The organism is Micromonospora sp. NPDC047753 (assembly GCF_040642735.1).
GTDB lineage: Bacteria > Actinomycetota > Actinomycetes > Mycobacteriales > Micromonosporaceae > Micromonospora.
On the sequence record NZ_JBEYSL010000065.1, the window covers coordinates 1 to 19,566 of the forward strand.

The following is a 19,566-nucleotide window of genomic DNA, read 5'->3' on the forward strand; positions in this document are numbered from 1 at the left end:
GGCGGCGCCTACCGTGCGGTTGGTCGCCTCGTCGATGATGACGAAGCCGCCGGTGGTGCGGTTACGGCGGTACTCGTCGGCCAGCAGCGGCACGTCGGCCATGTCCTCACCGGCGTAGCGCAGCAGCGTGGGAAGCAGGTCGGCCAACGGCACGTCCGACGGCAGCGCCAGGTCCATCCGGGTACGCGGGGCCACGATGGTGATCCGGCTGAGACCGCCGGTCGCCGTCTTCGTCGCCACAGTGGCCTCCAGGTGTGCGTCTGTGATCGGCTGGCTGGGATGCCGCGGTCCGGGTCCACCGCGCACACGGCAGATTACCTACGATGACGGCACGTACGATGCCCACCCGCGGGCGGTGTTCCGCGGGCCGCACGACATCAGGGCCGCTTCTGGGGAGGAGACAGCCGTGAGCACTGTGGTGTTCCGCCGGCTCCCGCGTCAGCCGGGGCCGGCCCTGCCGCGCGGCGAGGTGCTGCTGGAGTCGCCTCCTGAGCTGCCCGAGCCGACACCCCGCGGGATGGGGCAGCTGCTCATGATCCTGCCGATGTTCTGCGGTGTCGGCGCCATGGCGTTCCTCTACGCCGGCAAGGGCGGCGGCATGATGACCTATGTCGCCGGTGGTCTGTTCGGTGTCTCGATGCTCGGCATGGCGATCGGCTCGTTGGCCAACAGCGGCGGCAAGGACAAGGCGGAGCTGAACGCCGATCGCCGTGACTACATGCGCTACCTGGCCCAGATGCGCAAGCGCACCCGGCGTGCCGCCGAGCAGCAGCGGGCCGCGATGGCCTGGCGGCACCCGGAGCCCGACGCGCTCTGGTCGATCGCCGCGTCCCGGCGACTCTGGGAACGGCGGATCACCGAAGACGACTTCGGTGAGACCCGGATCGCCCTCGGCCCGCAGCGGCTCGCCGTGGAGATCGTGCCACCGGAGACGAAGCCGGTGGAGGACCTGGAGCCGATGAGCGCCATCGCGCTCCGCCGGTTCGTCCGGGCACACTCCACGGTGCCCGAACTGCCGACGGCGCTGTCGGTGCGCGCGTTCAGCCGGGTGGTGCTGCGCGGCGACCGCGAGCCGGTGCTCGACCTGACCCGGGCGGCGCTGGGGCAGCTGACCACCTTCCACGCACCGGACGACCTGGTGGTAGCTGTGGTCGCCGCACCCGACCGGCAGTCGTCCTGGGACTGGGTGAAGTGGCTGCCACACGCCCACCACAGCGGCCGGACGGACGCCGCGGGCGCGCGCCGGCTGGTCTTCGCCAGCCTGGCCGAGGCCGAAGCCTCGCTCGCCGCCGAGCTGGCCGGGCGGCCCCGGTTCGCGCCGGAGGCCAAGCCGCTGACCACCGCCCCGCACCTGGTCGTGGTGATCGACGGCGGGGAGATCTCGCCGACCTGCCAGCTGGTCGGCCCGGGTCTGCTCGGGACCACCGTGATCGACCTCTCCGGGACGGTGCCGCGCGACGCCGGCCGCTGGCTGCTCTGCCTCGACGTGAACGACGGAGGCTCACTCGACCTGGTCCGGGGCACGTCGTCGTCGACGCTGGGTCGTCCCGACCGACTCAGCGCGGAGGCCGCCGAGGGGTTGGCCCGACAGATCGCCCCCTTCCGGCTCTCCCAGCAGCAGACCGGCGGCGACGAGCCGCTGGCCCGCAGCACCGAGCTGCCGGACCTGCTCGGCGTCGGTGACGCCGCGGCGGTGGACGTGCAGAACACCTGGCGCCCGCGTGGGCACCGCGACCGGCTGCGCATCCCGCTCGGTGTCGGCCCGGACGGCAACGTGGTCGAGCTCGACTTCAAGGAGTCGGCGCACGAGGGCATGGGCCCGCACGGTCTGGTGATCGGTGCGACCGGCTCCGGCAAGAGCGAGCTGCTGCGTACGGTGGTGGCCGCGTTGGCGGTGACCCACTCGTCGGAGGAACTGAACTTCGTCCTGGTGGACTTCAAGGGCGGCGCGACCTTCGCCTCGCTGGAGGCGCTGCCGCACACCAGCGCGGTGATCACCAACCTGGCCGACGAGCTGCCGCTCGTCGACCGGATGCGCGACGCGCTCGCCGGTGAGATGGTGCGCCGCCAGGAGTTGCTGCGGGCCGCCGGCAACTACGTCTCCCGCTTCGAGTATGAGAAGGCGCGCTCGGCCGGTGAACCGCTGGCGCCGATGCCCAGCTTGTTGATCATCTGTGACGAGTTCAGTGAACTGCTCGCCGCCAAACCGGACTTCATCGACCTGTTCGTGATGATCGGCCGGCTGGGTCGGTCCCTCGGCGTGCACCTGCTGCTGGCCAGCCAGCGCCTCGAAGAGGGCAAGCTGCGGGGCCTCGACACGCACCTGTCGTACCGGATCGGTCTGCGGACCTTCTCCGCTGTGGAGAGCCGGATCGTGCTCGGCGTCCCGGACGCCTACGAGCTGCCGAACGCGCCGGGCCACGGCTACCTGAAGACGGACACCAGCACCATGCTGCGGTTCCGGGCCGCGTACGTGTCCGGGGCGTACCGGGCGCCGGGGCAGCAGGCCTCCGCCTCGCAGGCGCTGGTGCAGCGCCGGATCGTGCCCTACGGTCTCGACTTCGTGCCGGTGCAGGTCCCGCAGGTGCCGGTGACCACCGCTCCGGAGGCGGAGCAGCCGGCCGACGGCAAGGCCGTGGCGATGCTCGACGTGCTGATCGACCAGCTCAAGGGGCGGGGCCGCCCGGCGCACCAGGTGTGGTTGCCGCCGTTGGCCGACCCGCCGGGTCTGGGCGAGCTGCTCGGTCCGCTGGCGGTGGACCCGACCTACGGGTTGTGCACCGCCTCCTGGCCCGGGCGCGGGCGACTGACAGTGCCTGTCGGCGTGGTGGACCGCCCTTACGAGCAGCGTCGGGATCCGATGATGGTCGAGCTGGCCGGGGCCGGCGGCAACGTGGTCATCGTCGGTCGGTCGCTGAGTGGCAAGAGCACGATGCTGCGTACGCTGCTGGCCTCGTTGGCGCTCACGCACACGCCGCGGGAGGTGCAGTTCTTCTGCCTGGACTTCGGTGGGGGTGCGCTGCGCAGCATGGAGCGGCTGCCGCACGTGGCCGGGGTGGCGGGTCGGCGCGACGTCGAGGCGGTCCGCCGGACGGTGGCCGAGGTGGTCGCCGTCCTGGACGATCGGGAGGGTCGTTTCGCCCAGCACGGCATCGACTCGGTGGCGAGTTACCGCCGTCGTCGTGCCGCCGGCGAGTTCGCCGACGACCCGTTCGGCGACGTGTTCCTGGTGGTGGACGGGTGGAACACCCTGCGTCAGGAGTACGAGGAGCTGGAGCAGACCATCACCACGTTGGCCAACCGGGGCCTCGGCTTCGGTGTGCACGTGGTGCTCACCGCCGTGCGGTGGGCGGAGATCCGGATCAACATGCGGGATCTGCTCGGCACCAAGTTGGAGCTGCGCCTCGGTGACGCGTCGGAGTCCGAGATCGACCGTCGGGCGGCGAACAACGTGCCGGAGAAGTCGCCCGGTCGTGGCCTGACCCGGGACAAGCTGCATTTCCTCACCGCGATCTCGCGGATCGACGGCCGTCGCGACATCGATGATCTGAGCGAGGCCTCACTGTCCCTGGCCGGGCACGTGGCGGCGAACTGGCCGGGGCGTCCGGCGCCGAAGGTGCGGTTGCTGCCGCGCCGGCTGCCGGTGACGGAGCTGGCCCGGATCATCGACCGCTCGGCGCCCGGTCTCCCGATCGGCGTCAACGAGTCGGCACTCGCGCCGGTCTACCTGGACCTGACCAACGAGCCGCACCTGACGGTCTTCGGCGACGCGGAGTGCGGCAAGACCAACCTGCTGCGCCTGATCGCCCGGGGGATCACCGAGCGGTATACGCCGGCGCAGGCCCGGCTGGTGATCGCCGACTACCGGCGTGGCCTGCTGGGGGCGGTTGAGGGTGACCACCTGCTCGACTACGCCCCGTCGAACCAGGCGTTCGCCCAGGGGCTGGGGTCGATCCGCAGCGCGCTGTCCAACCGGCTGCCCGGCCCGGACGTGACCACCGCCCAGCTGCGTGATCGGAGCTGGTGGAAGGGTCCGGATCTCTACATCCTGGTGGACGACTACGACCTGGTGGCATCGGGCGGCAGCAACCCACTGAGCGCCCTCCAGGAGTTGTTGCCGCAGGCCCGCGACATCGGTCTGCACCTGATCGTCACGCGCCGCGTCGGTGGTGTGTCCAGGGCGCTGTACGAGCCGGTGCTGCAACGGCTGCGCGAGTTGGACTCGCCGGGCCTGCTGATGTCCGGCAACCGGGAGGAGGGCGCGGTCTTCGGCACGTTGCGGCCGAGCCCGCAACCGGCTGGTCGGGGCACCCTGGTTCGCCGTCGCGACGGCCAGCAGCTGATTCAGACGGCCTGGTCTGAGCCGGTCTGAGCGCTGTCGTTCGTTCGGTAGGGGCTGGTGGGCCGTTCCGGTCCGATTCACCACCATCCATCGAACGTCGCCGGTCAGGGCTGCGAGGGCTGGACACGTTCCGCTACGGTCTTCACTGGAGTGTCCGTCGGTGGGGTGTTGCTGCCTTGCCGCGGGGGAGGGGTGCGGCGAAGCCGCCACCACAACAGACGGAAGGGTGTGAAGCATGGCGTTCGAGGTCGAAGCTGCGACTCTGCATACCGCCGCGAGTGACGTGCGGTCCACGCGCAGCGAGGTCGACGGCGAGCTGAAGAAGCTGTGGAACGTGGTCGACGACCTGGCCATCGCGTGGAAGGGTCAGGCGTCCACGGGCTTCCAGTCGCTGATGACGCGCTGGAACGAGGACACCGTCAAACTGCTGACGGCGATGGACAGCATCGCTGACCTGCTCGACAAGTCGGGTACGACGCACCAGGTCAACGACGAAGAGCAGCAGCAGATGCTGGACAAGTTCCACTCTGCTCTCAACCCGTGATCCGTAGCCGGCAGAGGAGGAAATCGTGACGATCAAAGTTGACTATGCGGTCCTCGAGAGCAGCAACCAGCAGATGCAGGCCATCTCGAAGACCCTCGAGGAAAAGCTCGACACGCTGCGGTCGATGTTGACCAAGCTGCACTGGGACGGCGAGGACCGGGTTGCCTACGAGCAGCACCAGGCGAAGTGGGACGCGGCGGTCCGGGACATCAACCGGATCCTGAACGAGATCGGCGGTGCCGTGGGCATCGCCCGCGAAAACTACCTCACCACGGAGATGAGCAACTCCAAGGTGTGGAGCTGAGGCATTCGCACAGGCGGCTCCGGTCCGGTTCGCCCGGCCCGGAGCCGCTTTGTGTCTGGCGTTGGCGGGCGTCGGCGTCGGCGTCGGGCTGCGGTGCCCAGCTCAGCCGGCGGTTGGTGCGTCGTTGCGTCGGCCGGGGCGCCAGTCGCGTCGGCGGCCCAGGGTCATGATCGGTCGCGCGAGCAGCAGCAGCCCGGCGAGTAGCCCGCCGATGACCGCCGCCCAGATCGCTGTGGGGCGCTGCCAGCTCAGCGGGTCGTCCCGCACCGCGGGCGCCGGGAGCGCGCCGGCCGGCGGGTTCGCCCGGGTGCCGAGCAGGCTCGACACCGCCCGGTACGGGTTGACCATCCCGTGCCCGATGTCGGCGTTCTGACCCTCGGGTGGGTTGTCCGCGGTGCGCTTCAGCCGATCCGCTACCTGCTGCGGGTCGAGACCGGGGTAGGCGGCCCGGACCAGCGCGGCCGCTCCCGACACGTACGCGGCGGCGTAGCTGGTGCCGCCCTCCGGCACGGTGCGGTAGCCGCTGTTTCCGGGTGCCGGCCCGACGATGTTCATCCCGGGAGCGGCGATGTCGACGTAGTCGCCGCTGATTGAGGTGCCGACGTGGCCGCCCTGCTCGTCCACCCCGCCGACCGCTATCACCCCGGGGTAGGCGGCCGGGTAACCCGGCAAATTCTGCGAATCTTCCGACCGGTTGCCCGCGGCGGCGACCAGCACCACCCCTTTGGCCAGCGCGCGCTCGACGGCCGCCGTCAGTTCGGGGCGGGGAACCGTGGTCAGGGACAGGTTGATCACGTCGGCGCCCTGCTCGACCGCCCAGTCGATGGCCGCGGCGATCTGCGCGGGGAGTTGCGGGTTGTTGACCGCGCCGAGTTGCGGCAGCACCCGGATCGGCAGGATGCGGGCGGCCGGGGCGATGCCGCTGAAGGGGACGACGGTGCCCTCCCGGCCAGCGATGATGCCCGCGATCAGCGTGCCGTGCCCGGCCTCGTCGCACTGGCCCTGGCGGGCCGGCAGGCCGTTGAAGTCGCGACCCTCGAGCACCTGCCCCTTGAGGAGCGGGTGGGCGGCGGAGACTCCGGAGTCGATCACGGCCACCGTGATCCCGGCGCCCCGGGACAGCGGCCACGCCGAGGACGGCTCCAGCCGGCGGAGCGCCCATGGCATCTGGGTCAGGCTGTCGGTGCCGGTGGGACCGCAGAGGGGTGGCGCGGCGGTCGCGGGGGAGGGTGCCACCAGGCCGGCGCCGAGCAGGACCGCGAGCGTTCCACTGAGGACGCCGCGAAGGGCACGGCGGGACGGGGTCGCGCTCAACGGCGGGCATTCGCGCACCCGCAAAGGTTACCGCTGTGACCGTCGCTCAGCGGCCCCCGGTGACCGGGGTCAGGCCCGGGGCTCCGCCTTCGCGGTGGACGTGTCGGCGAACAGCGCGAGCAGGTCGCCGACCTGCCGGTCGGCCTCGGCGGGGTGCCGGAACCGGCCGGCCGGGTTGAGGGTGTATTCGTTGCGTCGTCCGACCCGGGTGCGGTGCAGGTAACCGTCCGCCTCCAGGTCGGCGACGATCGCCTGCGCGGCCCGTTCGGTCACCCCGACCTCGGCTGCGACGTCACGCAGCCGGGCGGTCGGATCGCGGGCGATGGCCAGCAGGACGTGCCCGTGATTGGTGAGGAACGTCCAGTTCCGCCCACTGCCGGTGTCGCCTGTCACCGTGCTCGCCATCGTGTGACCGCCCTTCCGGATGTCCGTCTGCCCTCGCGAGAGTCTGGTCCGCCCCGCCCCGGGAAGGTTGCCCAGGGTGTGGCCGGAGTCAACGTATGAAATCTAAATCACGCATACCTTGACGCATCTTACGGTGCGTGTGACGGTGGAGCACGAGCCAGCGCCCGCCGCCCGGCCGGCGGAGAGCCGGTTTGACCAGGTCAGATGCGTCGAGACGAGGTGCGGGATGAGTCATACCGGGAGCTCCGGCGGTCAGCCGGGTCCGCAGCGGACCACCGACGGGGCCACCGCGCTCAGTGAGCCGACCCGGGCGTACGCCGAACTGGTCGCCGGCAACCGGCGCTTCGTCGATGGTGCCCCACGCCACCCCAACCAGGATGCCGGGCACCGGGCCGCGGTGGCCGACGGGCAACACCCGTTCGCGGTGATCGTCGGCTGCTCCGACTCGCGGCTGGCTGCCGAGATCATCTTCGACCGGGGCCTGGGCGACCTGTTCGTGGTTCGCACCGCCGGGCACACCGCCGGCCCCGAGGTGCTCGGCAGCGTCGAGTACGCGGTGACAGTGCTCGGCACCCCGCTGGTGGTGGTGCTCGGTCACGACTCCTGCGGTGCGGTGCAGGCCGCCCGGGAGTCCGCCGCGACCGGCACCGCGCCGAGTGGCCATCTGCGCGCCGTGGTCGACGCCGTGCTGCCCAGCCTGCGCCGGGCCGCGGACGAGGGCGTGGACGACATCGACGGCATCGTCGACATCCACATCGCACAGACCGTCGAGACGCTGCTCGGGCAGTCGCCCGTGCTGGCCGACGAGGTGGCGCGGGGGCGGTGCGCGGTGGTGGGCGTGTCCTACCGGCTGGCAGCCGGAGCGGTACGCCAGGTGGCCGCCGTGCCGGCCGGCTTCGCGACCCCGGCCGAATCGACCGACCCGGCCGCGCCTGCCACCGTCTGACGCGACGAGGGCCGCTCCGCGTCACGCGGAACGGCCCTCGACGGGGATCGGGCGGGTCAGAGCAGCGACATGTGAACGTGGTCGGTGTGGTTCGACGGCCCGCTGTACGAACTCCAGCCGGTGGCCGGGAACCAGATCTGCCGGTTCCAGATCACGTAGTAGATGCCGAGCCGGTCGGCGTTTCGGATGAGGAACGCGGCGACGTTGTTGCCGTACGTCCGGGTGTCGTTGTTGTGCCACGGGGAGAACCCGCTCTTCTGTAGCGACCAGTCGCAGGCGCGGCCCTTCGGGTGCTCCCACGGCCCGCCGGGGCGGTAGCAGCCGACGAACCGGTTGAAGCCGGCCGCCTTGACCTCCTTGTACGCGTGCAGCGTGCGCGGCGTGACGCAGCCGGACGTGGTGGGGTCTTTCTCGCTGCACGACTGGGGCTTCCAGTCGCCGTCGGCCGTGCGACCCGGGCCGATCTTCGCGACCTTGGAGGTGGCATCCACCAGGCCGCCGGTGAAACCCTTGCCGCCGACGAGGGAGAGCGCCTTGTCGGCCTCGCTCTTGCGCTTCGCCATCAGGGCGGTCTGCTTCTGCTGCTCGCGTACCTCGGTGTCGAGGGCCAGCTTGGCCTGCTCGGCGCGGGCCTTCACCTCGTTGACCTCGGAGAGCTTCTTCTCGTTGACCATGTTGATCTCGTCGAGCAGCCCGGCGCGCTGGACGAACGAGTCGGGCGCGTCGCTCTCCAGCAGCATCGCGACCGCGCCGATCCGGCCGGTCCGGTACGCCTGGGCGGCGATCTGCCCGACCTGCGGGGCCAACGCGTCCAGTTCGGCCTTGGCGCGGTTGACCTCCGCCGCCAACTCGCTCTGCCGCTTCTTGGACTTGTCCAGCTTGGACTTCGCGGCGGAATAGTCACGGTTGGCCTGCTCGATGACGTCGTTGAGCAGCTTGGGCTCGCCGTCCTCCTCGTGCCCGGACGGTGTGGGGTTCGTCGGGGCGGCGTGCGCCGGGAACGGCCCGGCGAACACGGTCAGTGCGGCGATCACGGCCACCACGGGTGTCAACCAGCGGCGTAGGGGTGCCGTCACAATGTTCCCTTCCGTCGACCGCCGACCGGGTTAGCTGACGGGTTCGGGGCGGAAGTGGCCCCTACCGCTGACGCGGATTCACCCCAGGTACCTGGGTCCCCGGCTCGCCGGTTGGCGATTGGGCGGTGGCACCGCAGGCGCCGCTTCGCGCCTTCATCGGTAACCGGCAGCGAGGTTACCCGAGAGTCGACCGGCTGAGCTATGCCTGGATGCCGACCAAAAGCGTCATTTCGCCATAGCGTTGAGTGACCAGTGACGCGGTTCTCAGGGTGGATGCCCGATCTGGTCACGCTGAGGAGTGTCACCATGCCGTATCCGTGCTCCTGTTCGACTCCGGCCACCGGTCGGTGGCCTCGGATGGGGGTGCGGTCCGCGTCCGGTCCGGCTCGTCGGAGCCGGCCGTTCGCGGTGAGCTGAGTGCGGCCAGTGCCTCGCTGCGGTCCGGCTGGGGCCGGGGCGCGGGAGCGTCGGAGGGAGCCGTGGCATAGGTACCCCCGGCCGCGGTCACCACAGCGGCCAGCCCGGTGGTCAGCGGCACGGCGGCGATCAGGCCGAGGGTGGCGACCGCGCTGCGGACGATCTCCTGCGCGAGGAACTCACTGGTGAGGATCTGCCCGATCGGCCGCGAGTCGGCGGTGAGCAGGAGCAGCAGGGGCAGTGACGCGCCCGCGTACGCCAGCACGATGGTGTTGACAGTGGAGGCGATGTGCGCGCGGCCGACCCGGGTGGCGGCACGGTACAGCTGCAACCGGGTCAGCCCGGGGTTGGCGTTCGCCAGTTCGGTGACGGTGGCCGCCTGGGTGACCGTCACGTCGTCGAGCACCCCGAGCGAACCGATGATGATGCCGGCGAGCAGCAGACCGTGCAGGTCCACGTCGCCCTGGAACATCGACAGGGTGGTGGCGTCCTCGCTGCCGAAGCCGGTGAGGTGGGTCGCGGCCGTGGCGATCGTGGCGAGCACGCCGGTCAGCACCAGGCTGCCCAGGGTGCCGAGCACCGCGACCGACGTCTGTGCGGTGACCCCGTGGGTCAGATAGAGCACCACGAACATGATCAGGGCCGCGCCGACCACCGCCACCAGCAGCGGTGACCTGCCCGCGCTGATGCCCGGCAGCACGAAGGTGAGCAGGATGGCGAAGCTGGCGGCCAGCCCGGCGAGCGCTGCCAGACCTCGCCACCGACCGAACGCGACGATCGCGGCCGCGAAGACCACCGCCAGCCACACCATCGGGGTGCCGCGTTGATGCTCGGCGATGTTCCAGTTGCTGACGGTGGGATCGATCGGATCGGCCAGTTCGACCAGGACGACCTCGTCGCCGACCTCGACCCGGGGTGCGCCGGGCCCGTCGGGCACCGGAGCCCGTACCTGCTGGCCGGCGGTCGGCCCGTCGTCCACCCGCACGTCGACGGTGCCGCACCGCCCATCGCCGACCCTCGGTGTGCCCTCGGGGACCGACGGCGCCGGCGGGCACGGCTCGCTCACCACCCGGGTGACAGTGCCGGGGTAGCGCGGCACGTCTGCACCACCATCGGTCTGCGGCGACCCGCCGCGCGGCCAGAGCAGCACCGCGGCCAGCACGGTGGCGACGAAGAGGGGTACCACAGTCACGACGAGGATCCGTCGCACCCGAGGCGGGGCGGACGGAGCGGGGTGAGTGTGGTCGGCGGCCAAGGTGAGACTCCCAACGGTCCGGTGCGGAATACGGGTCAGCGGGCCGGGCGGTTCACCGTTGCGGTGGAAACGCGGCGGACGGCGGGGCGGATCGCTGCCTGACGACCGCTTGATCACGGACGGTCAGTGCTCGGCCCGGTCGGCCGGGGGCACCGCCACGACGTGGCGGCGCCGGTGCCCGACTGTGCAGCGGCATTCGGAGGGCCATCGTGGGAGATGCTAGCCAGCCCCTCCGGGGGTTGCAGGTCGTGGCGGAGTGTCGGGCGGCCGAACCGCTCGCGCGGCGGTCTCCGGGGCGGCATGTTGGAGCCATGCCCGCTCCGTCACCGCCCCACCCCGACCGACCGCGACGCGCCGAACCCGTGCCGCACGACAAGCATTCCGGGCACGACAAGCACGCCGGACACGATCCGGCGATGTTCCGCCGCCGGTTCTGGGTCTGCCTGGTGTTGACCGTCCCGGTGGTGCTGACGAGTCATCTCGTGTCGGGCCGGCTGGGCCTGACCGGGGACGTCGTCCCCGGTCGGGGCTGGGTGGGCCCGGTGCTCGGCTCGGTGGTGTTCTGGTGGGGCGGTTGGCCGTTCCTGGTCGGTGCGGTCCGGGAGGTCCGGGACCGGGTGCCCGGGATGATGCTGCTGGTCGCGATGGCGATCACCGTCGCGTACGCCGCGTCCCTGGCGACCAGCGTCGGCGTCTTCGACCTGGACTTCTGGTGGGAGTTGGCCGCGCTGGTCACCATCATGCTGCTCGGGCACTGGCAGGAGATGAAAGCCATCGGACAGGCCCGGGGAGCGCTGGCGGCGCTGGCCGCGCTGTTGCCGGACGAGGCCGAACGGGTGGCGGCGGACGGGCGGGTCGAGGCCGTGCCGGTGACCGGTCTGCGGATCGACGACGTGGTGCTGGTCCGGCCGGGGGGTCGGGTGCCGGCGGACGGCCGTGTCGTCGAGGGCGGCACCGAGCTGGACGAGTCGATGATCACCGGGGAGTCGCGGCCGGTCGCCCGGTCGACTGGCGACCGGGTGGTGGCCGGCACCGTCGCCACCGACTCGGCGATCCGGGTGCGCGTCGAGGCGTTGGGTGAGCAGACCGCCCTCGCCGGCATCCAGCGGATGGTCGCGCAGGCCCAGGCTTCCGGTGGACGGGCCCAACTGTTGGCCGACCGGTTCGCCGCCGCGCTGTTCTACCTGGCCACCGGCACCGCCGTGCTGACCGTGCTGGTCTGGACCGCGCTCGGTCAGCCCGACGAGGCGGTGGTCCGTGCGGTCACCGTCCTGGTGATCGCCTGCCCGCACGCGCTGGGTCTCGCCATCCCGCTGGTCGTCGCGCTCTCCACCGCGCTCGCCGCACGGTCCGGGATTCTGGTCAAGGACCGGTTGGCCCTGGAGCGGATGCGGACCGTCGGCGCGGTGCTCTTCGACAAGACCGGCACGCTGACCCGGGGCGAGCACGGGGTGACCGACCTGGCGACGGCGTCCGGCGTCGAGCGGAGCGAGGTGCTGCGGATCGCGGCCGGCGTCGAGTCGGAGAGCGAACATCCGTTGGCCCGGGCGATAGTGGCGGCGGCCGGCCGTGGCGGCCCGGCCCGGGCAGCCGGGTTCCGGTCGCTGCCGGGCCGCGGTGTGAAGGCGACAATCGACGGTACGGAGTACGCGGTGGGCGGGCCGGCGCTGCTGCGCGAGCTGGGCCTTTCGCTCCCGGCGGAGCTGGAGGCCGCGACCGGGCGGTGGTCGGCGCGGGGTGCCGCGGTGTTGCACCTGGTGCGGCTGCCCGACGCCGTGCTCGGTGCGTTCGCGTTGACCGACGAGGTGCGTCCGGAGGCCCGGCGCGCTGTCGCCGAGTTGCGTGCCGAGGGTGTCCGAACCATCGCCATGATCACCGGTGACGCCCGGCCGGTGGCCGAGGCGGTCGCCGCCGACCTCGGCTTCCGGCCCGGCGTCGACGAGGTCTTCGCCGAGGTGCTGCCGTCGGAGAAGGACGATCGGGTGGCCGAGCTCCAGCGGCGGGGGTTGGTGGTGGCGATGGTCGGTGACGGGGTGAACGACGCGCCGGCACTGGCCCGGGCGGACGTGGGCATCGCGATCGGCGCGGGCACCGATGTGGCCATCGAGTCCGCCGGGGTGGTGCTGGCATCCTCGGACCCGCGCGGGGTGGGGGCCGTGGTCCGGCTGTCCCGGGCGTCGTACCGGAAGATGCGACAGAACCTGGCCTGGGCGGCCGGCTACAACGTGGTGGCGCTGCCGCTGGCCGCCGGGGTGCTGGCCTGGGCGGGTGTGGCGTTGAGCCCGGCGGTGGCCGCGGTGCTGATGTCGGCGTCCACGATCGTGGTGGCGCTCAACGCTCAGTTGCTGCGCCGGGTCCGTCTCGATCCCGCGCCGGACTGAGCGCGGTCAGCCGCGCTTCATGAGCCGGCCGACCGCCGCCATCATCTCGGTGGCCATCTCGTCGGCCCGACCCTCGGCGGCGCCCTCGTGCATGCAGTGCCGGGCGTGCCCGTCGAGCAGCCCGAGGGCCACCTTGTCGAGGGCGGCCTGGATGGCGGAGATCTGGGTGAGCACGTCGATGCAGTAGCGGTCGTCGTCGACCATCTTCTCGATGCCCCGGACCTGCCCCTCGACGCGGCGGAGCCGCGCGAGCAGCTGGTCCTTGCTGGCGGTGTATCCGCGGATCGGGGTGGGTGCGGTCATGCCGACCAGGATAGCGTACCCCCCGGGGGTATGGTACGGTCGGTTCTGTTGAGATACCCCCACCGGGTACCGGTACCACGAAGGAGACGATCCAATGGTCGACACGACGTACCAGGTGCAGGGCATGACCTGCGGGCACTGCGTCAGCGCGGTGAGCGCCGAGGTCGGCGCCATCGCGGGTGTGCGTGACGTCCAGGTCGACCTCGCCGCCGGCCGGGTCACCGTCAGCAGCGACCAGCCGCTGGACGCCGCCGCCGTCCGGGCCGCCGTCGACGAGGCCGGTTACGACCTCGTCGACGCGTGATCGGCGGGCCGGCGTGCGTACCGTGACGAAACTGGCCGGGTTCGCCGTCGGCCTGGCGGCGGTGTTCGGCGCCGCCTACGGGATCGGCCGGGTCGTCGACCCCGCCCCGGTCGCCGAGAGCCGGCACGACGATGCCGCCACCACCCCGACGGCGGACGAGCGGGGCGGGACGGGCGATCGGCTGCCCGGCGGGTTGCTCGTCTCCGAACGTGGCTACACCCTCGAACCGGCCGACGCCCCGGCCGGCGAGTTCGCCTTCCGGATCGCCGGCCCGGACGGCCGCCCGGTCACCCGGTACGACGTGGCGCACGACAAGCAGATGCACCTGATCGTCGCCCGTCGGGACCTCTCCGGCTTCCGCCACGTCCACCCCGAGCGGGCCGCGGACGGCACCTGGCGGGTCGACACCCCGCTGGCCGGCCCCGGGCAGTGGCGGGCGTTCGCCGACTTCGCCCCGACCGGGGGTGAGCCGTTGACCCTGGGCGTGGACGTGACAGTCCCCGGCGAGCTGACCGAACGGCCGTTGCCCGCCCCGACGGCCAGCACCACTGTCGACGGCTACACGGTCACCCTGACCGGTGCGCCGCAGCCCGGTCGGACGTCGTCGCTGACCCTGACCGTCAGCCGGGACGGGCAGCCGGTCACCGACCTGGAGCCCTACCTGGGCGCGTACGGGCACCTGGTGGCACTGCGTCGGGGTGATCTGGCCTACCTGCACGTGCACCCGGACGGGGCACCCGGCGACGGGCGCACCCGGCCCGGTCCGGCCGTCACCTTCCTCGCCGAGGTGCCCTCGGTCGGCAGCTACCGGCTCTACCTCGACTTCCAACACGGCGGGAGGGTGCACACCGCCGAGTTCACAGTGGTCGCCGGCGCCGCCCCGACCGGAGACGCCCCCGAACCGAGCGGGCCCGCACCGACCGGCGGGGCCGACCACGGCACCCCCGGGCACGGACACGACTGACGGGACCAGACGATGACCACCACCAGCAGACCGCTGCCCGAGGCGCCGAACCGGATCGAACTGGCGATCGGCGGGATGACCTGCGCCGCGTGCGCCGCCCGCATCGAGAAGAAGCTCAACCGGATGGACGGGGTGAGCGCCACCGTCAACTACGCCACCGAGAAGGCGACAGTCCGGTACGCCGACGGCGTCACGCCGGACGACCTGATCGGGACCGTGCAGAAGACCGGTTACACCGCGGCGCTGCCAGCCCCGCCCAGCGCGGAACCCCCGGTGGACCCGTTGCGGGGGCCGCGTACCCGGCTCTGGGTGTCGGTGGCCCTGAGCGTGCCGGTGGTCCTGCTGGCCATGGTCCCGGCCTGGCAGTTCGACTACTGGCAGTGGCTGTCGCTGACCCTGGCCGCCCCGGTGGTGGTCTGGGGCGGGCTGCCGTTCCACCGGGCCGCCTGGACCAACCTGCGGCACGGCGCGGCCACCATGGACACACTGGTGTCGCTCGGCACGTTGGCCGCGTTCGGCTGGTCGATCTGGGCGCTCTTCCTCGGTGACGCGGGGATGCCCGGAATGACGCACCCGTTCCGCTTCGACATCACCCGGAGCGACGGCGCCGGCAACATCTACCTGGAGGCGGCCGCCGGGGTCACCGTGTTCATCCTGGCCGGTCGCTACTTCGAGGCCCGGTCCAAGCGAACTGCCGGCGCCGCCCTACGCGCCCTGCTCGATCTCGGCGCCAAGGACGTGACGGTGCTGCGTGACGGCGTGGAGACCCTGATCCCGGTGGACCGGCTCGCCGTCGGTGACCGGTTCGTGGTCCGCCCCGGGGAGAAGATCGCCACTGACGGTGTGGTCGACGAGGGCACCTCCGCTGTCGACGCCAGCATGCTCACCGGTGAGTCGGTGCCGGTCGAGGTCGGCCCGGGTGACGGCGTGGTCGGCGCAACGATCAACGCGGGCGGGCGGTTGATCGTCACCGCCACCCGGGTCGGCGCGGACACCCAGCTCGCCCGGATGGCCGACCTGGTGGAGCAGGCGCAGAGCGGCAAGGCGGCGGTGCAGCGGCTGGCGGACCGGATCTCCGGGGTCTTCGTGCCGATCGTCATCACCCTCGCCGTCGGCACGCTCGGCTGGTGGCTCGGCACCGGGGCCGGCCCGACCGCCGCGTTCACCGCCGCCGTGGCCGTGCTGATCATCGCTTGTCCGTGTGCGCTCGGCCTGGCCACCCCGACCGCGCTGCTGGTCGGCACCGGTCGGGGCGCCCAGCTCGGCGTGCTGATCAAGGGCCCGGAGGTGCTGGAGTCGACCCGTCGGGTGGACACCGTGGTGCTCGACAAGACCGGCACCGTGACGACCGGCCGGATGACACTGGTGGACGTGGTGCCGGCGAGCGGCGTGGACCGGGCCGAGCTGCTCCGGCTCGCCGGGGCGGTGGAGGCGGCCTCCGAGCACCCCATCGCCCGTGCGGTAGCGGCCGCTGCCACCGAGGCGGGCGCGTTGCCCCCGGTGAGCGCCTTCGGCAACCTCGAAGGGCTGGGGGTGAGCGGCACCGTCGACGGGCGGGCCGTGCTGGTCGGCCGGGTCCGGCTGCTGCGCGAGCGTGAGATCGACGTACCCCCGGAGGTCGAGTGGGCGGTGCGCGACGCCGAGGCCGCCGGCCGTACGCCGATCGTCGCCGGCTGGGACGGCCGGGCCCGGGGCGTGCTCACTGTCGCCGACGTGGTCCGGCCGACCAGCCGGGCGGCGGTGGCTCGGCTGCGCGGGCTGGGGCTGACTCCGGTCCTGCTGACCGGGGACAACGCCACTGTGGCTCGCGCGGTCGCCGCCGAGGTGGGCGTCGACGAGGTGATCGCCGAGGTGCTGCCGGCCGGAAAGGTCGACGTGATCAAGCGGCTCCAGGCCGAGGGGCGGTCGGTGGCGATGGTCGGTGACGGGGTCAACGACGCCCCGGCGCTGGCCCAGGCCGACCTGGGGCTGGCCATGGGCACCGGCGCCGACGTGGCGATCGAGGCGGCCGACCTCACCCTCGTCCGCGGCGACCTGGACGCCGCGGTGGACGCCATCCGGTTGTCCCGCCGCACGCTCGGCACCATCCGGGGCAACCTGTTCTGGGCGTTCGGCTACAACGTGGCGGCCCTGCCGTTGGCCGCCGCCGGGCTGCTCAACCCGATGATCGCCGGTGCCACGATGGCGCTGTCCTCGGTCTTCGTGGTGGCCAACAGCCTGCGCCTGCGTCGCTTCCGGTCGGCCGCTGCCGATCTGTGACGACGGTAATGGTTGGACCGGCGACGGCGGGGGTACCTCTGTTGTCGTAGCGACGCTTGCAATGGAGGTTGGCAATGGGATTCGACGACAAGATCAACAACGCCACCGAGGACGCGACCGGCAAGCTGAAGGAAGGCGCCGGTCGGGCCACCGACAATGAGCAGCTGGAGGCGGAGGGTCGCGCTGACCAGTCCACCGCCAAGCTCAAGCAGGCGGGCGAGAAGATCAAGGACGCCTTCAAGAGCTGACGTACGACGTAACCCGCACGCCGGGCCGGTGATCATCACCGGCCCGGCGTGCTGTGTGTCAGGCCTCTTTCGCCGACCCTGAGATCCCCCTGATTCCGCTTTCCGTCCGCACCGCAGTTCGCCGCCACCTGCTAACTTTCCTTGGCATGTGCAAGGGCTGGTTATGAGCACCGCCTCACCGCCGACCGGCGACGACCTGGTCCGGGTGCTGGCCACCCTGGCCAACCCGCACCGGCTGCGGGTCGTCGCCGCGCTGGCCCGCGAGCGTGCGTACGTCAGCGGGCTGGCCCGGCAACTGGGCATCAGTCGAGCGCTGTTGCAGGTCCACCTACGGAAGCTGGCGGCGGCCGGGCTGGTCACCGCCCGCCTGGAGTTGTCGGAGGACGGGAAGGCCATGAACTACTACGAGGTGGAGCCGTTCGTGCTCACACTCACCCCCGCGGTCATCGCGGCGGCGGTCGAGACGCTGACAGTGCCCGACTCGGGCGAGCAGCCGGGAGCGCAGCGATGAGCGAACACGACTGGACCGAGGTGGTCGGCGCAATCGGCATCTTCGCCTTCCTGATCAGCGTGGTCACGGTGACCGTCGTGCAACTCGCCAAGACCCGTCGGGCCCGGTACGAGGCGGACCGGGCGGACGACTACCGCCAACTCGCCGAGACGGCCGCTCAGGCCCAGGCGGAGAACGCCCGACTGCTCGCGGCGATGGACGGCCGTCTGGGCGGGATGGAGACCCGGATGACCACGCTCGAACGCGTCCTGCGCGAGGTCGACTGACCCGGCGGACGAGAGAGGCCCCGGGCCGTCGAGCGGCTACTCGACGGCCCGGGTGGAAGCAGCATCACCTCGCCCAGTGGGCGAGTTTCACCGGCAACGCTCCTTCGAGGAGAGGACAGCACCTCATGCTGCGCGTACGCAAATCCGCCGTCGGTTGGACGACGGCCCTGGCCCTCGCGGCCACCGGTCTGACCCCGGCGACCCCAGCCACCGCCCGACCCGCAATCGACTGGCAGCCCTGCGCCACGGACGCCCCCGTCGAGGACCCCCCCACCGATGACGCTCCCGCCGAGTGCGGCACCCTGTCACTCCCGGTCGACTGGAACCGACCCCGGGGGGAACGCTTCGACCTGGTGTTGGCACGGCGGGTCGCCACCGATCCGGCCGCCCGGAAGGGTGCGCTGGTGTTCGGCCCCGGCGGGCCGGGCGACAGCGGGGTCGACCGGGTGGTGAACGGCAGCTCCCGATTCAGCGCCGACCTGCGCGCCCGGTTCGACATCGTCAGCTTCGACCCACGCGGCACCGGCGGCAGCCACCCGGTGCTCTGTGCCCGGGACCTGCTCGCCCGACAACCGCAACTGATCGCCGACCAGGCGCAGTTCGACGCCACACTGGCCAACAACGCGCTGCTGCGCGCCGACTGCCGGGCCCGCACCGGGGCGCTCTACGACCACGTCGACACCACCAGCGCCGCCCGCGACCTGGACGCGGTCCGCGCCGCGCTCGGCGAACGGCAGCTGACCTTCCACGGCAGCTCGTACGGCACCCTGCTCGGGCAGCGGTACGCCGAGCTGTACCCCGACCGGGTCCGGGCCATGGTGCTGGAGGCCACGATGGACCACAGCCTCGGCACCCGCGCCTTCCTGGACAGCCAGGCCGCCACAGCGGAGGGCGCGTTCGACGAATTCGCCGCCTGGTGTGAACGGTCCACGGCCTGTGCCCTGCACGGCCGGGACCTCCGGTCGATCTGGGCCGGGCTGCAGGTGCGGGCCGAGCGCGGCCTGCTGACCGACCCGAAGCGGCCCGGGGTGGTGCTGACCCCGTTCGAATTGAGCCGGCTCACCCACAAGGAGTTCTACGACACCTGGCGGTGGCCGGGCCTGGCCGAGTGGCTGGGCAGGATGGATGCCGCCACCGCCATGCGAAGCGCCGGCCCATCGACCGGCGACGCCGTGGCTCCGTACCCCTTCGCGGTCTTCTGTCAGGACTGGAGCCTGCCGGTGCGCGACTACCGCGAGTACGTCGGACATCTGCGCCGGGCGGCCCGGCTCGCCCCGGACCTGCGCTACCCGCCGGCGCTGTTCGCCCTGGTCACCTGCCTGGGCACCCCGACGCCGGTGGCCAACCCGCAGCATCGGCTACGGGTCCACACCGACGTTCCGCTGCTGCTCGCCGCCACAGTGCACGACCCGGCCACCGGCTACGACTGGGCGCGCAACGTGGCGCGACAGTTGGGCCGGCACGGCGCGGTGCTCACCTACCAGGGGTGGGGGCACGGCAGCTACAGCAGTAGCCCGTGCGTGCAACGAGCCGTCGACTCGTACCTGACCGATCAGGTGGTGCCCGCCCGGGGTGCCAGCTGCCCGGCCATCGAACCCGAGGTGTGACCGCCGCTGCCGGCCGCCGGGCGCCCGGCGGCCGGGCGGGGGGGGGGGAGCGGCGGGGGGGGGGGGGGGCGGCCCCCGCGGGGAGCCGGGGCCGGGACGGAGAGCCCACCGCGTTTCAAC

The 19,566-nt window shown here is 72.0% G+C and carries 18 protein-coding genes and 1 riboswitch; of the genes, 12 read left to right on the forward strand and 6 right to left on the reverse strand.

Features of this window, described 5'->3' with window-relative positions:
- The coding region (locus ABZ749_RS08460) for an EsaB/YukD family protein (RefSeq protein WP_357224401.1) at positions 1–240 on the reverse strand (240 nt) is incomplete at its 3' end.
- A 166-nt stretch (positions 241–406) separates the two neighbouring features.
- Between ABZ749_RS08460 and eccCa the strand changes: the two genes are divergently transcribed.
- The 3 genes from eccCa (at position 407) to ABZ749_RS08475 (ending at position 5,190) form a co-directional block, all read left to right on the forward strand.
- Entirely contained in the window at positions 407–4,372 is a 3,966-nt protein-coding gene (gene eccCa, locus ABZ749_RS08465) for a type VII secretion protein EccCa (RefSeq protein WP_357224406.1), read from the forward strand.
- Positions 4,373–4,577: 205 nt separating this feature from the next.
- Complete coding sequence (locus ABZ749_RS08470) at positions 4,578–4,886, forward strand: WXG100 family type VII secretion target (protein WP_030329557.1); 309 nt, start codon at positions 4,578–4,580, stop codon at positions 4,884–4,886.
- Between the two features lie 25 nt (positions 4,887–4,911).
- Positions 4,912–5,190: a WXG100 family type VII secretion target gene (locus ABZ749_RS08475; protein ID WP_030329555.1), complete on the forward strand. Its 279-nt coding sequence runs from the start codon at positions 4,912–4,914 to the stop codon at positions 5,188–5,190.
- Between the two features lie 102 nt (positions 5,191–5,292).
- Here the strand turns inward: ABZ749_RS08475 and mycP are convergent, their stop codons facing one another.
- Entirely contained in the window at positions 5,293–6,522 is a 1,230-nt protein-coding gene (gene mycP / locus ABZ749_RS08480) for a type VII secretion-associated serine protease mycosin (protein WP_357224409.1), read from the reverse strand.
- A gap of 51 nt (positions 6,523–6,573) precedes the next feature.
- Positions 6,574–6,909 (reverse strand): MarR family winged helix-turn-helix transcriptional regulator, encoded by a 336-nt coding sequence (locus ABZ749_RS08485; RefSeq protein ID WP_357199998.1) that lies wholly within the window; start codon positions 6,907–6,909, stop codon positions 6,574–6,576.
- Between the two features lie 226 nt (positions 6,910–7,135).
- Here ABZ749_RS08485 and ABZ749_RS08490 point away from each other — a divergent pair, with 226 nt between their 5' ends.
- On the forward strand, positions 7,136–7,855 hold the full coding sequence (locus tag ABZ749_RS08490) for a carbonic anhydrase (protein ID WP_357224415.1): 720 nt from the start codon (positions 7,136–7,138) through the stop codon (positions 7,853–7,855).
- Between the two features lie 56 nt (positions 7,856–7,911).
- On the opposite strand, the gene ABZ749_RS08495 is transcribed toward ABZ749_RS08490, so the two are convergent.
- Together ABZ749_RS08495 and ABZ749_RS08500 are read right to left on the reverse strand one after the other, a co-directional pair.
- Entirely contained in the window at positions 7,912–8,931 is a 1,020-nt protein-coding gene (locus ABZ749_RS08495; protein ID WP_357224420.1) for a hypothetical protein, read from the reverse strand.
- 4 nt (positions 8,932–8,935) lie between these two features.
- A riboswitch (cyclic di-AMP (ydaO/yuaA leader) is annotated at positions 8,936–9,066 on the reverse strand.
- Positions 9,067–9,232: 166 nt separating this feature from the next.
- On the reverse strand, positions 9,233–10,603 hold the full coding sequence (locus ABZ749_RS08500; RefSeq protein WP_357224425.1) for a YibE/F family protein: 1,371 nt from the start codon (positions 10,601–10,603) through the stop codon (positions 9,233–9,235).
- A 416-nt stretch (positions 10,604–11,019) separates the two neighbouring features.
- Between ABZ749_RS08500 and ABZ749_RS08505 the strand changes: the two genes are divergently transcribed.
- Complete coding sequence (locus ABZ749_RS08505; RefSeq protein ID WP_357224446.1) at positions 11,020–12,984, forward strand: heavy metal translocating P-type ATPase; 1,965 nt, start codon at positions 11,020–11,022, stop codon at positions 12,982–12,984.
- A 6-nt stretch (positions 12,985–12,990) separates the two neighbouring features.
- On the opposite strand, the gene ABZ749_RS08510 is transcribed toward ABZ749_RS08505, so the two are convergent.
- Positions 12,991–13,287, reverse strand: coding sequence for a metal-sensitive transcriptional regulator (locus ABZ749_RS08510; RefSeq protein ID WP_030329541.1), 297 nt, complete (start codon positions 13,285–13,287; stop codon positions 12,991–12,993).
- Between the two features lie 94 nt (positions 13,288–13,381).
- Here ABZ749_RS08510 and ABZ749_RS08515 point away from each other — a divergent pair, with 94 nt between their 5' ends.
- The 7 genes from ABZ749_RS08515 (at position 13,382) to ABZ749_RS08545 (ending at position 19,446) form a co-directional block, all read left to right on the forward strand.
- On the forward strand, positions 13,382–13,591 hold the full coding sequence (locus ABZ749_RS08515; protein WP_357224429.1) for a copper ion binding protein: 210 nt from the start codon (positions 13,382–13,384) through the stop codon (positions 13,589–13,591).
- 13 nt (positions 13,592–13,604) lie between these two features.
- A complete protein-coding gene (locus tag ABZ749_RS08520; protein ID WP_357224433.1) occupies positions 13,605–14,555 on the forward strand; it encodes a hypothetical protein in 951 nt (316 codons plus the stop codon).
- A 12-nt stretch (positions 14,556–14,567) separates the two neighbouring features.
- The gene (locus tag ABZ749_RS08525) at positions 14,568–16,814 is read left to right on the forward strand and encodes a heavy metal translocating P-type ATPase (RefSeq protein WP_357224436.1); all 2,247 of its coding nucleotides are present in this window, start codon (positions 14,568–14,570) and stop codon (positions 16,812–16,814) included.
- A 74-nt stretch (positions 16,815–16,888) separates the two neighbouring features.
- Positions 16,889–17,062 (forward strand): CsbD family protein, encoded by a 174-nt coding sequence (locus tag ABZ749_RS08530; RefSeq protein WP_036410891.1) that lies wholly within the window; start codon positions 16,889–16,891, stop codon positions 17,060–17,062.
- 163 nt (positions 17,063–17,225) lie between these two features.
- The gene (locus ABZ749_RS08535; RefSeq protein ID WP_285792822.1) at positions 17,226–17,573 is read left to right on the forward strand and encodes a helix-turn-helix domain-containing protein; all 348 of its coding nucleotides are present in this window, start codon (positions 17,226–17,228) and stop codon (positions 17,571–17,573) included.
- On the forward strand, positions 17,570–17,839 hold the full coding sequence (locus ABZ749_RS08540; RefSeq protein ID WP_112581781.1) for a hypothetical protein: 270 nt from the start codon (positions 17,570–17,572) through the stop codon (positions 17,837–17,839). Before ABZ749_RS08535 ends, ABZ749_RS08540 begins: the two co-directional genes overlap by 4 nt.
- A 125-nt stretch (positions 17,840–17,964) precedes the next feature.
- Positions 17,965–19,446 (forward strand): alpha/beta hydrolase, encoded by a 1,482-nt coding sequence (locus tag ABZ749_RS08545; RefSeq protein ID WP_357224441.1) that lies wholly within the window; start codon positions 17,965–17,967, stop codon positions 19,444–19,446.
- The last annotated feature ends 120 nt before the right edge of the window (positions 19,447–19,566 follow it).

Coding starts and splice junctions, on each gene's coding strand:
- ABZ749_RS08470 (WP_030329557.1), top strand. CDS start 4,578: ATGGCGTTCGAGGTCGAAGCTGCGACTCTGCATACCGCCGCGAGTGAC.
- ABZ749_RS08485 (WP_357199998.1), bottom strand. CDS start 6,909: ATGGCGAGCACGGTGACAGGCGACACCGGCAGTGGGCGGAACTGGACG.
- ABZ749_RS08490 (WP_357224415.1), top strand. CDS start 7,136: ATGAGTCATACCGGGAGCTCCGGCGGTCAGCCGGGTCCGCAGCGGACC.
- ABZ749_RS08505 (WP_357224446.1), top strand. CDS start 11,020: ATGTTCCGCCGCCGGTTCTGGGTCTGCCTGGTGTTGACCGTCCCGGTG.
- ABZ749_RS08510 (WP_030329541.1), bottom strand. CDS start 13,287: ATGACCGCACCCACCCCGATCCGCGGATACACCGCCAGCAAGGACCAG.
- ABZ749_RS08515 (WP_357224429.1), top strand. CDS start 13,382: ATGGTCGACACGACGTACCAGGTGCAGGGCATGACCTGCGGGCACTGC.
- ABZ749_RS08525 (WP_357224436.1), top strand. CDS start 14,568: ATGACCACCACCAGCAGACCGCTGCCCGAGGCGCCGAACCGGATCGAA.
- ABZ749_RS08530 (WP_036410891.1), top strand. CDS start 16,889: ATGGGATTCGACGACAAGATCAACAACGCCACCGAGGACGCGACCGGC.
- ABZ749_RS08535 (WP_285792822.1), top strand. CDS start 17,226: ATGAGCACCGCCTCACCGCCGACCGGCGACGACCTGGTCCGGGTGCTG.
- ABZ749_RS08540 (WP_112581781.1), top strand. CDS start 17,570: ATGAGCGAACACGACTGGACCGAGGTGGTCGGCGCAATCGGCATCTTC.
- ABZ749_RS08545 (WP_357224441.1), top strand. CDS start 17,965: ATGCTGCGCGTACGCAAATCCGCCGTCGGTTGGACGACGGCCCTGGCC.